Raw genomic sequence first — 11,343 nt, forward strand, 5'->3', positions numbered from 1 at the left:
GGCGGCTCAGACCCTGCGGGTCCCAGCCGCCGTTTAAGTTCTAGATTGTTGTTAGTTTTAGCCGATTGTCATCAGGCTGGCATTGCCGCCGGCCGCCGCGGTGTTGATCGACGTCGTCACTTCCTCGAGTAGCCAGTTGAGGCAATAGGCCTCGGGGTTCTTGGCAATTTCCTCGCTCGATGCAGCTTGTGTGAGAACCAGCGGGCCGGGGATAGCCGCGATCGTCTTGATCGCCTGCTGGACGCGCGCAGCATCACCTTCGATGAGCGCGCCGGCGAAAGGTCCATCGGCCGCCCAGTCTTTCGTCCAGGAGATGCGGCTTGCGACCTGTACCGGCAAGCCATGTAGTTCACCCTGCAGGCCCGATGCAGCATCGATGACGATTGAATTGCCTGTCGCAAGTGCTGCGGCGATTTGGACATGCAAGCCAAGTGCTGTCTGCGGAGTGAGCAGGAGTCTCCCTCGCGGATGCAGCGCATAGAGGTTCAGCTCGCCAACCGGGCCTTGCAGTTCAGTGTTGAAACCGAGCGACGACTGGGCGGCGACGGCGCGCGCCTGTCTGGCCGCATCCGCAGCGCCCTTGCTTTCGAGCCAGGCGATGAACTGCTGCGCAGCCGGGTCGGCCTGCACGGAGGCATCGCGCAACGGTTCGGTCGGGGAGGCGACAAGGCGGCGCAGATACATTGGGCCGCCCGCCTTCGGACCCGTGCCGGAGAGGCCGCGGCCGCCAAAGGGCTGGACGCCGACGACGGCGCCGATGATGTTGCGGTTGACGTAGAGATTGCCGGCGCGAACACGCTCCGTGACATGGGCGATCGTATCGTCAAGCCGGGTATGCAGGCCGAAGGTCAGGCCGTAGCCGGACGCATTGATATCGGCGATCAGCTTGTCCAGGTTCTTGCGTTGATAGCGCATGATGTGAAGGACCGGGCCGAACACCTCGCGCGTCAGATCGCTCAGCTTCTTCAGCTCGATGATTGTGGGAGCAACGAACGTGCCCTTCTCGGCGCTTTCGGGAAGATCGAGCTGTTCGACATTGCAGCCGAGCTTGCGCATGCGTTCGATATGCCCGTCGATGCGGCGCTTGGCGTTGTCGTCGATGACGGGGCCGATATCGACCGCGAGCCGATCGGTCCTGCCGACCGAGAGTTCGCGAAGAGCGCCGCGCAGCATGGTCAGCGTGCGATCAGCGACTTCCTCCTGCAGGCAGAGGACGCGCAGGGCCGAGCAACGCTGGCCGGCGCTGTCGAAGGCCGAGGCGATGACATCGCCGACGACCTGTTCGGCAAGGGCCGAAGAGTCGACGATCATGCCGTTCTGTCCGCCGGTTTCGGCGATCAGCGGGATCGGCTTGCCGAATTTGGAAAGCCGTTCGGCCAGCTGAGCCTGGATCAGGCGGGCAACTTCCGTCGAGCCGGTGAACATGACGCCGGCGGTTTCTGGAGCGCCGACGAGGGCGGCACCCATTTGTCCCCCGCCCGGTACAAATTGCAGAACATCGCGCGGAATGCCGGCCTCATGCAGGATGTGAACACCTTGGGCTGCGATCAGCGGTGTATTGCCTGCGGGTTTGGCGACGACCGGATTGCCGGCGACCAGTGCGGCCGCGACCTGGCCGGTAAAGATCGCCAGCGGGAAGTTCCATGGGCTGATGCAGACGACGGGGCCGAGGGGCATGCTCTCCGGCTTCAGTACTTGACGTGCCTGAGCTGCGTAATAGCGGAGGAAATCGATCGCTTCCCGGATTTCGCCAACGGCATTTGCGGCCGATTTGCCGGCCTCGCGAATGGTCAGGCCGACGAGAACAGGCATCTCGCTCTGCATGAGATCGGCGGCGCGCTCAAGGATGGCGGCACGCTCAGCGGGGCTCACAGCAGCCCAACGCTCCACTGCGGCGGCGGCAAGCCGCATGACGTCGGGTGCATCTTGCGGCTCGAGCTCGGTGACATGGCCGACGACATCGCCATGATCGGCGGGGTTGAGGACGGCGCGAGCCGTGCCACGCTCGGAGCAGTCGGCAAGGAGCGGTTCGGCGATCCAATCTCTGGCTGCCGAGGCTTGCAGCTGCGCGGAGAGCTCGGTGAGCGCCGCTTCATTGGAGAGATCGACGCCGGCGGAATTCCGTCGCGCGCCGCCGAACAGATCGGCCGGGAGAACGATCTTGTCGTGCCGTGCGCCGACTACGGTCATGCCGCGCACGATCTGGACGGGATCGGCAATCAGCTCGGAAACGGGCACGGCCGGGTCGGCGATCTTATTGACGAAAGAGGAGTTGGCGCCGTTCTCGAGCAGGCGCCGGACGAGATAGGCGAGCAGTGTTTCATGGGTGCCGACCGGCGCATAGATCCGGCAGGGGCGATTGAGATTTTCAGCGCCAACCACCTCTTCGTAGAGCGGCTCGCCCATGCCGTGCAGGCACTGGAACTCGTATTTGCCGACAGCAAAGTCGTCCCCGGCCATATGGTAGATGGTGGCCAGGCTCTGCGCATTATGGGTGGCGAACTGCGGGAACACGACGTCGGTCGCTGCCAGCAGCTTCCCGGCGCAGGCGATATAGGAAACGTCTGTATAGATCTTGCGTGTATAGACCGGAAAGCCTTCCAGGCCGTCGAGCTGCGCGCGCTTGATCTCCGCGTCCCAATAGGCGCCCTTGACGAGGCGGACCATGAGGCGGTGCCCCGAGCGGCGGGCGAGATCGATAATGAAATCGAGGACGAAGGGGCAGCGCTTGCCGTATGCCTGCACGACGAAGCCAATACCATCCCAGCCGGACAGATCCGGATCGAGGCACAGTTCTTCCAGCAGGTCGAGCGATAGCTCCAGCCGGTCAGCCTCTTCGGCGTCGATGTTGAGCCCGATGTTGTAGCCCTTGGCAAGCAGCGCCAGCGCCTTCACCTTCGGCAGAAGTTCGCCCATGACTCTGTCTGCCTGCGAGCGCGAATAGCGCGGATGCAGCGCGGAGAGCTTGATGGAGATGCCTGGGCCTTCATAGATGCCGCGGCCTGCCGAGGCCTTGCCGATCGCATGGATGGCGTTTTCATAGTCGCGATAGTAGCGCTCGGCATCGGCATGCGTCGTCGCGGCTTCGCCGAGCATGTCGTAGGAATAGCGGAAGCCCTTCGCTTCGAGCGCACGTGCACGCTTCAACGCTTCGTCGATGGTCTCGCCGGTGACGAACTGTTCGCCCATCATGCGCATGGCCATGTCGACGCCGCGGCGGATGACGGGCTCGCCGGCGCGGGCGATCAGCTTTGTCAACGCGGCGGAAAGCCCGCTTTCGTTGACTGTCGATGTCAGCTTACCGGTGACGACCAGTCCCCAGGTCGCGGCATTGACGAACATCGAGCGGCCGCCGCCGATATGCGACTTCCAGTCGCCGCCGGCGATCTTGTCGCGGATCAGCGCGTCGCGCGTCGCCGTGTCGGGAATGCGCAACAGCGCCTCGGCAAGGCACATCAGCGCGACGCCTTCCTGACTGGAGAGGGAGTATTCCTGCACCAACCCCTCGACACCGTCGCCCTTGTGCTTGGCGCGCAACGCTTCGATCAGTTTCCTGGCCGTCTTCTTTGCCGCTTCGCGCGTCGTGTCCGGCAGGGTCGCCGCTTCGACGAGGTACGGCAGGCATTCGGTCTCGGAGCGTCTGTAGGCGGCAGTGATCGCCTGGCGAAGCGGGCTCTGCTCGCGAATGGGCGGTGCGAAATGGGAAAATGGGGCGGCGTCTGGAGCTGGTTCTTCAGTTGCAAGCTTGGCAGAGACAGTCATGATAAACTCAAGGTGCAAGGGGCCTAATGGTTTGAGCTGAGGTCAGCGATATCGCCACGCTCAGCTGTCCCATTGCTTCGACGAGAACATACTTCATTGCAAAAAAGCGTTCCGCCTTGAAACTGCGGCTTTCCAGTCATATTGAACTTCAATAGCGCTTATTTCAAACAGGAATGCCTGCGAGAATGACCAAATCCAGTGAAATTGACCAGTTCGACCAAAAGATCCTCGATGCATTGGTCGAGGATGGCCGCATGTCGATCACGGAGCTTTCAGAGCGGGTCGGCCTTTCCAAGACTCCTTGCCAGGCACGTCTCAAGAAACTGATCGATTCCGGCTATATCGACGGCTTCAAGGCCATCCTCAATCCGATCAAGCTTGGCCTTGATCACGTCGCCTTTGCCGAAGTGAAGCTCACGGACACCCGTGAGGAGGCCTTGCTCAGCTTCAACAATGCCATCAAGAAAATCAAGGAAATCGAAGAGTGCCACATGATCGCCGGCCGCTTCGATTATCTCCTGAAGGTCCGGACCTCAGATATTCGCCGTTACCGCATCGTTCTCGGCGAAAAAATTTCCAGCCTGCCTTTCGTGGCAAGCACTTCGACCAATGTGGTGATGCAATCTGTCAAGGAAAACTGGTCGTAATTCCGCTTCCTGCTCCATCAGCCGGGTGAGGGTTCGCCGCTCTATTCATCTTGCCGGCTAAACAATGACCTAGATTTCGCCATTCGAATCGGATCATTGCGAGGCTGCTAAAATAAGTAGGATGGAGTACGCATGGAGACCAGTGCAGGCGACCGCGACCTTGTCGAGGTCATGAAGCGGTACTTTGCGGTGAAGGCCGAAGTCGAGGAAATAAAGCTCCGCCTGGAGGCGGCAAGGCGAGAAAGCGGCGAAGAGATCGATGCATTCTACAATCCGCGCAGCAATCTGAGCCACGCCGCCGATATTATCCGTTCGCATGTTCTCAAGCAGGAAATGGCGCGTCTGATGGAGTGGGCCGAAGCCTGGGGGCGGCAGAGCCTCACGCCGGATGTGGCCTGACGGTCGCATACGGACCGCCAGGCTTCGATCGTGAAATCGGATTGTTTCAGCTATCCGATTTCAGTTTGCCCGCCGTAGCCCAGGATTCCTTCGAAATCTCGGTGATGATGATTTCCACCGATTCCGGTGGGCAGGCGAGCGTTTCGACGGCGGCTTTGGTCGCCTCGCGAACGAAAGCGCGCTTCTGGTCTTGTGTGCGGCCGGGATGCATTTCCAAGCGGAGGATTGGCATGGCAACTCCTTGATAGATTATTGAATAGGTTCTGCCTGATGTCAGGCACCGCGGACTATCTTGCAAAACCAGCTGGCGATAAATACGCTCCTATTTGCTTCATTCCGAACCTATAGGTATGCAATCATGGACAAGTTGGCCGGCATGGCGATGTTCGTCAGAGTGGTCGAGCAGGGCAGCTTTGCCGCCGCCGCCGACATAAGCCGGGTGTCGCCAGCCATGGTCGCCAAGCATATCAGGACGATCGAACAGCGGCTTGGCGCACGCCTGCTTCACCGCACCACGCGCCGTCACCAGCTGACCGAGGTCGGCAGGCTCTATTACGAGCGCTGCAAGACGGTGCTGGCGGAGGTGGAGCTTGCCGAGCAATCGGCCTCCGAACTGCAATCGGCGCCGCGTGGGCGCCTGCGGCTCGTCGCCCCCGTCAGTTTCGGGACGCAAAGCCTCGTGCCGGCGCTTGTCGACTATCTGCATGAGAATCTTGAAGTCAGCGTCGATCTGGCGCTCGACAATAATCCGCATGATCTGATCCGCGAAGGCTACGAACTCGGCATCCATATCGGCGATCTGACGGACACCAATCTCGTGGCGCGTCCGTTAAAACCCTATCGGCGTGTTCTCGCGGCATCGCCGGATTATCTGGATCGCTGCGGCAGGCCGCAAAGCCCTGAGGACCTTGCCAATCATATGTGCCTCGGCCATTCCTACTGGCGTCTACAGGGGCGCTGGCATCTCGTCGGCCCGGATGGGGAAACGCGCGAGATCGCCATCAAGGGCAGGTTCACCACCAATCAGGGCGGTGCTCTGCGCGTTGCCGCTCTGCATGGAGCCGGCATTGTGCTGCAGCCGGAACTGCTTTTGGCGGCCGATCTCGATGCAGGCCGGCTTGAGGCGGTCCTGCCCCTATGGTCGTATCAGCCGACACCCATGCACCTTGTCTATGCGCCGGACCGGCGCCCGACGGCCATGCTGCGCAGCGTTATCGATTTTCTCGTCGCTCGCTTCGGTTGACATTGCCACCTCTTTTATCCACCACAAATCCATGATCAGATCTGATCATCGGGTTGGAAAATGAGGTAAGCGTCGCCAAGGTTACGTTGAAGGATGTGGCGGCGGACGCGGGTGTGGGAGCCGCCACTCGAGCGTGCGCTCAACGGCCGCGGCAATGTGCTGCCTGAGACGGCGGAAAAGATATTCATCGCCGCAAAGCGGCTCGGCTACCGCACGCTGCCTGCCGGCACCAGGCAAGGTTTGGTGCGCATCGAAGTCGTACTGCTAACTTGGCGCCTAAGCGATTGCGGCGCTGGCAGCAATCAGCCAGTCGCGAAATGTTTCAGCATCCTTCGAAAGACGGTCGGCTTCAATCAGCCAGTACGACTTATCGGTATCCAACGCCGTATCGAACAGGGCAACCAGCGTCCCATTGTCCAATTCTTCTGCAATCAAGGCCGTAGGGCAGAGGCCCACACCTTGGCCGCCGATGACGGACCCGATCATCAAGCCGAAATCGGCAAAGATCGGGCCAGGTTTAGAAGGCTGGTGGATGCCTTCAAGGGCGAACCAGCGTGTCCAGGCGACCGTCGTTTCATCGTGCAGGAGGTCGAGATTAAGGAGATCGGCTGGCTTTCTGATCGGTCCGCGACGGCGCTCATACTCTCTCGAACAGGTTGGCCGCGTTTCGGCGGGCAATAGGGAAACCGCGTTGACCGCTGGCCTTGGTCCATGGCGGATCAACAGATCGGCGTTTGCCGCCTCCGGCGTCCTCGCATCGAGCGCGTAGACGATATTGACCTGAATTTCAGGGTATTCCTTCTTGAATACCTGCAATCGCGGTATCAGCCAACGGGTGGCAACGGAAGCGATACAGGCCACGCTGACCGGCCTGTTATTTCCGGCAAGCCGCAGCTGCCGGGCGGCGATATCGATATGTCCAAGGCTGCTTGCCACGGCTGCCCCGAAATCACGGCCGGCTATGGTCGCCGTGACGCCACGGGCATGGCGCGTAAACAGCTTGACGCCGAGCCATTCCTCCAGGCTGCGCACGTGCTGGCTGACACCTGCGGCCGTGAGATTGAGCTCAGTGGCCGCTTTGGCGAAGCTTTCGTGACGAATGGCCGCTTCGAAGGCACGAAGGGAGGCAAGCGGAACATGTTGCATCAGTTAAGGCTAAGTAAAACTTGGTCAAAGCGCAAGGATAATCGCTGTTGCACAGGCGCCTTGTATTCGTAGAGTGACGCCAAAACGAATGTCTTCCTGTCAGATCGGTGAGGAATGAAAGCCGCCATGAACAGTATTTTCGATATGCCCGCGCCCGCCGATGCCGAAGAGCGGCGTGGCAAGCCACCCGTCGTCGTCTATCCGAACGGCACGCTACCGCCCGCTGACATGGATGTGCTGCGATCGGCAAGGCAAACCATGACCAAGATGGCCGAAATCGTCGTCCCTCCCCGCGAGGGCGGCAGTTTTCGCGTGCCGAAGGGACATTTCTTTCGGATCGTCAGCGTGGAGGGAGCGCAGGTCGGCGATCTCAATCTGTGGAATGCCGCCGATCTCTCCGAGCGCTTCTTCAGCGGCAAGACGCGAGCTTTGCACGCCACTCATGTCGGTGTCGGCGATCGGCTGTGGAGCACATTGCCCTATCTGCGGCCGATGGCAACGATCACGCATGATACGCTTGGCTGGTATGGCTGGGATGCGGATGGAGCCGGCATTCACGATGTCATCGGCACGCGCTGCGATCCCTATACGAACCGGCTGCTGAAGGGTGACGATTATCACCATTGCTGCCATTCGAACCTGTCGCGCGCGCTCGCCAGGGAAATGAACATCTCTGCCCAGGAGGCGGAGTTCCACGTTCACGACGTGCTGAACGTGTTCATGTGTACGGGCTTTACGCGTGACACCCATCAGTATTTCATGAAGGCGAGCCCCGTGCGGCCGGGCGACTTCATCGAGTTCTTCGCGGAGATCGATCTGCTCGGCGCGCTCTCAGCCTGTCCTGGCGGTGACTGCGGCAGCGAGCATTCGAGCGATACGGTGCCCTGCTATCCGTTGCTCGTCGAAATCTGGCGACCCGAACCTGAAAGCCTTGCTGGGCGAATATACCCGGAGCGTAACCCCTATCCGAGGACGCACGGCCTATAATTCGCCAGCCTCAAACAGTTTTGCCGGCGGTTTTGGCCGCCGGCAAACCCAAATCATCCATGAAACGATGCATCCATTCAGGGCAGATGCATTGCTTCTCGCTTAGTTACAAACGCGAATGCGCTCGTAGTGCCAGCCATAGTCATACTCGTTCTGGACGCGGCGATCCTCGTACCAGCATCTCGGCGGCGGGGGGGCGACTTCGTAAACCGGGCCTCTATTGGCAAGGGCGCCGCCGACAAGCAGGCCACCAAGGAGACCGGCAGCAACACCGCCGGCGATCGCGCCGCCATTGCTATGGTGGTGATGGCGGCGCCAATCATCATGGCCGCGCCAGTCGCCGCGATGGCCGTCGTAATACTGCGCCTGTGCGCTGCTGACGGGCGCCAATGCGCCGCCTACGACCGTAGCGGCCAGCAAAACCGTTAGAACCGTCTTCTTTATCATGACCACCTCCAAAGCAGCCTTTGTGCTCAGCGAATACGCGAGTCATCTAATTAACGCCTTCAGCATGATTATGTTCAGCTGAATATTCAATGAATGGCCCGTTCATCGGGCACTAGCGGCTGAAAGTAGCCCCTTGCATGGGCTCCTGAGGCGCGAACTTGTCAATTTAGAGGCAGCCACCGCGTCGCCGCCACCCATTCGCGCGTTCGCGATTCGGGGTCAGGATTGCGGGTGATATCTGTTACGACCGCGGCGATATCGGCGCCGTGCCCGAATACGCCCGCAAGCCGTTCGACCGTCAAGCCGCCGATCGCGACAAGCGGCCGATTACCGATGCGAGCCTTCCACTCCCCGATCCGCTCAAGGCCCTGTGGCGCCCACGGCATGGCCTTGAGCACGGTCGGATAGATCGGCCCAAGCGCTATATAATCGGGTTCGGCAGCAAGCGCCGTCTCCAGTTCCGCCTCATCATGCGTCGAAAGCCCCAGCTTCAATCCGGCATTCCGTATGGCGGAGAGATCGGCGGAAGCGAGATCCTCCTGGCCGAGATGGATGAAATCGCAGCGCTCCTCGATCGCGAGCCGCCAATAATCGTTGATGATCAGCTGGCATCCATGCGCGGCACAAATTGCCATCGATTGGCGAATTTCGGCGCGAAGCTCTGCCTCGGTGCGGTCCTTGATTCGCAACTGCACCAGTTTGACGCCGAGCGGCACCAGCCTCTCTATCCAGGCGGCACTATCGACAATGAGGTAGAAGGGATCGAGCCTCACGAGAAAACCGCCTTTCCGATGACGGGTGTCGATGGCACGGCCATGTCGCGCGGCTCCAGCATGCCGGCGCCAAATGCCTGCCTGCCGGCATCGATTGCCTTGGCGAAGGCTTCCGCCATCACGGCCGGATCGCCAGCCCCGGCAACCGCTGTATTCAGCAGCACGGCATCAAAGCCCAGCTCCATGACGGTCGCCGCATGCGACGGCCTGCCGATGCCGGCGTCCACGATCAGCGGCACCTCGGGAAAATGTGCCCGCATCGAGCGCAGGGCGGAGAGGTTGAGTGGTCCCGCCGCCGTCCCGATTGGCGCACACCAGGGCATCAGCACCTTGCATCCAGCTTCCAGCAGCCGCTCGGCGACGACAAGATCGTCCGTTGTATAGGGAAAGACCTCGAATCCCTCGCCGGTGAGGATTTTTGCCGCTTCCACCAGCACGAAGACGTCGGGCTGCAGCGTATCGTGGTTGCCGATCACCTCGAGCTTGATCCAGTTGGTCCGAAAAACCTCGCGTGCCATTTTCGCCGTTAGCACCGCTTCGGATACACCGTGGCAGCCTGCGGTATTGGGAAGAACGCGAACGCCGAGTTCGCGAATCATCTCGAAGAATGCACCGCCGTTGCGCCCGCCTGCCGTTTCCCTGCGCAGCGACACGGTGACGACCTCGGTTTGCGAACGTTTGACGGCTTCCGCCAGTACGGCCGGGGAGGGGTAGCGCGCGGTGCCGAGAAGAAGGCGCGATGCGATTTGGGTTCCGTAGAGTTCAAGCATGGTCAGCCTCCTTGCATGGGAGTGAGAATTTCGATCCTGTCGTCGTCGGTTAGGGTATGGTCATCGCGCTCGTCGCTATGGACGAGCTCGCCGTTGACGGCGGTTGCCAGCCATTCCCCCTCATATTCGAGCGCAGTGAGAAGCTGCGAGAGCGTGGTAGCTTCGACAATCCGGGCTTCGCCATTGATGATCAGGCGCATTGGCGGCTCCTTTCGTTGTGTCCGGAAAAGACGAGATCGGCTGCTTCTTCGGCCATCGCCGGCGCCAGCAGGAAGCCGTGACGATAAAGGCCGTTGATGAAGATGGTCCCTCCCTCGCGCGTTACGCGGGGAAGATTGTCAGGAAATGCAGGTCGGATGCCGGCGTCTGTTTCGATCACGGCGGCTTCGGCAAATGCCGGGTGCAGCGCATAGGCTGCATTCAGGAGCTCCATCAGCGAACGGGCGCTGATCGGCCCTTTGAAATCGGTCTCGATCATCGTCGCGCCGACCATGAACAGGCCGTTGCCGCGCGGCACGATATAGACGGGAAAACGCGGATGCAGCAGGCGGACGGGGCGCGAAAGCGAGACCTCGTCGCTTTGCAGATAGAGCATTTCGCCGCGCACGCCGCGCAAATCGCGGATGCGGCCGATGCTGGCAGCCCCCGTACAGTCGACGATGTCGGAGAAGCTATCGTCATCCAGGTGCCTGTCGACAAAGGTGACGCCTTTTGCAGATAGATCGGCCTTCAATGATTGCAGGATCTCGCGGGGATCGAGATGCGCTTCCTGCGGAAAGAGCAGGCCCTGGCGGAACTGGCCGATAAGCGAAGGCTCAAGGGCGGCGATTTCGTCTTCGCCCACCCAGCGATGGTCGGTCGTGCGGCTGGCGAATCGCTTCAGCTCGTTTTGATCGCGGTTCGGTGCGACGACGAGCGTTCCGTTGCGGACGACCTTGCCCGGCAGAATCGCGTCCCATCGATCGGCGGAATCGCGGCCGAGCCTCAGCACAGCCTCATCGGCACTTTCCCGCTCGCACCATGGCGCCAGCATGCCGCCGGCAAGCCAGGAGGCGGCGCGATGAAAATTCCGGCTTGGATCCGAGATCGTGACCTCTGCTCCGCGCCGGATCAGCTCGTGAGCGACTGTGAGGCCGGCAACGCCGGCCCCTTTGATGAGGATGCGCATC

12 protein-coding genes and 1 pseudogene are annotated in these 11,343 nt (G+C 60.9%); 5 read left to right on the forward strand and 8 right to left on the reverse strand.

Features of this window, described 5'->3' with window-relative positions; all coding sequences use genetic code 11:
- Window positions 1-57 precede the first annotated feature (57 nt).
- Window positions 58-3,762, reverse strand: coding sequence for a trifunctional transcriptional regulator/proline dehydrogenase/L-glutamate gamma-semialdehyde dehydrogenase (gene putA, locus I8E17_RS22070; RefSeq protein ID WP_069614553.1), 3,705 nt, complete (start codon window positions 3,760-3,762; stop codon window positions 58-60).
- 185 nt (window positions 3,763-3,947) lie between these two features.
- Here putA and I8E17_RS22075 point away from each other — a divergent pair, with 185 nt between their 5' ends.
- A complete protein-coding gene (locus tag I8E17_RS22075) occupies window positions 3,948-4,409 on the forward strand; it encodes an Lrp/AsnC ligand binding domain-containing protein (RefSeq protein ID WP_015342703.1) in 462 nt (153 codons plus the stop codon).
- A gap of 132 nt (window positions 4,410-4,541) precedes the next feature.
- A complete protein-coding gene (locus I8E17_RS22080; protein ID WP_069614552.1) occupies window positions 4,542-4,808 on the forward strand; it encodes a hypothetical protein in 267 nt (88 codons plus the stop codon).
- Between the two features lie 46 nt (window positions 4,809-4,854).
- Here I8E17_RS22080 and I8E17_RS22085 read toward each other — a convergent pair whose 3' ends face one another.
- Entirely contained in the window at window positions 4,855-5,058 is a 204-nt protein-coding gene (locus I8E17_RS22085; protein ID WP_229002202.1) for a 4-oxalocrotonate tautomerase, read from the reverse strand.
- Window positions 5,059-5,166: 108 nt separating this feature from the next.
- Between I8E17_RS22085 and I8E17_RS22090 the strand changes: the two genes are divergently transcribed.
- Window positions 5,167-6,051 (forward strand): LysR family transcriptional regulator, encoded by an 885-nt coding sequence (locus tag I8E17_RS22090; RefSeq protein ID WP_069614551.1) that lies wholly within the window; start codon window positions 5,167-5,169, stop codon window positions 6,049-6,051.
- A gap of 53 nt (window positions 6,052-6,104) precedes the next feature.
- A pseudogene (locus I8E17_RS22095) lies at window positions 6,105-6,318 on the forward strand (LacI family DNA-binding transcriptional regulator); the annotation flags it as partial.
- A 9-nt stretch (window positions 6,319-6,327) separates the two neighbouring features.
- Here the strand turns inward: I8E17_RS22095 and I8E17_RS22100 are convergent.
- A complete protein-coding gene (locus I8E17_RS22100; protein ID WP_069614550.1) occupies window positions 6,328-7,197 on the reverse strand; it encodes a LysR substrate-binding domain-containing protein in 870 nt (289 codons plus the stop codon).
- Window positions 7,198-7,323: 126 nt separating this feature from the next.
- Here I8E17_RS22100 and I8E17_RS22105 point away from each other — a divergent pair, with 126 nt between their 5' ends.
- Window positions 7,324-8,184, forward strand: a complete 861-nt coding sequence (locus I8E17_RS22105; protein WP_069614549.1) for a DUF1989 domain-containing protein — start codon at window positions 7,324-7,326, stop codon at window positions 8,182-8,184.
- Window positions 8,185-8,286: 102 nt separating this feature from the next.
- On the opposite strand, the gene I8E17_RS22110 is transcribed toward I8E17_RS22105, so the two are convergent.
- From I8E17_RS22110 to thiO, 5 genes are all read right to left on the reverse strand, one after another.
- Window positions 8,287-8,631: a hypothetical protein gene (locus tag I8E17_RS22110; protein WP_069614548.1), complete on the reverse strand. Its 345-nt coding sequence runs from the start codon at window positions 8,629-8,631 to the stop codon at window positions 8,287-8,289.
- 161 nt (window positions 8,632-8,792) lie between these two features.
- Complete coding sequence (locus I8E17_RS22115; protein WP_069614547.1) at window positions 8,793-9,404, reverse strand: thiamine phosphate synthase; 612 nt, start codon at window positions 9,402-9,404, stop codon at window positions 8,793-8,795.
- The gene (locus I8E17_RS22120) at window positions 9,401-10,174 is read right to left on the reverse strand and encodes a thiazole synthase (RefSeq protein ID WP_113366317.1); all 774 of its coding nucleotides are present in this window, start codon (window positions 10,172-10,174) and stop codon (window positions 9,401-9,403) included. Before I8E17_RS22120 ends, I8E17_RS22115 begins: the two co-directional genes overlap by 4 nt.
- Window positions 10,175-10,176: 2 nt before the next feature.
- Window positions 10,177-10,374, reverse strand: coding sequence for a sulfur carrier protein ThiS (gene thiS, locus I8E17_RS22125; protein WP_069614545.1), 198 nt, complete (start codon window positions 10,372-10,374; stop codon window positions 10,177-10,179).
- Window positions 10,365-11,342: a glycine oxidase ThiO gene (gene thiO, locus I8E17_RS22130; protein WP_069614544.1), complete on the reverse strand. Its 978-nt coding sequence runs from the start codon at window positions 11,340-11,342 to the stop codon at window positions 10,365-10,367. The genes thiS and thiO overlap by 10 nt, the downstream gene beginning before the upstream one ends.
- Window position 11,343: the final 1 nt, after the last annotated feature.

The organism is Rhizobium sp. AB2/73 (assembly GCF_020871915.1).
GTDB classification, from domain to species: domain Bacteria; phylum Pseudomonadota; class Alphaproteobacteria; order Rhizobiales; family Rhizobiaceae; genus Rhizobium; species Rhizobium dioscoreae.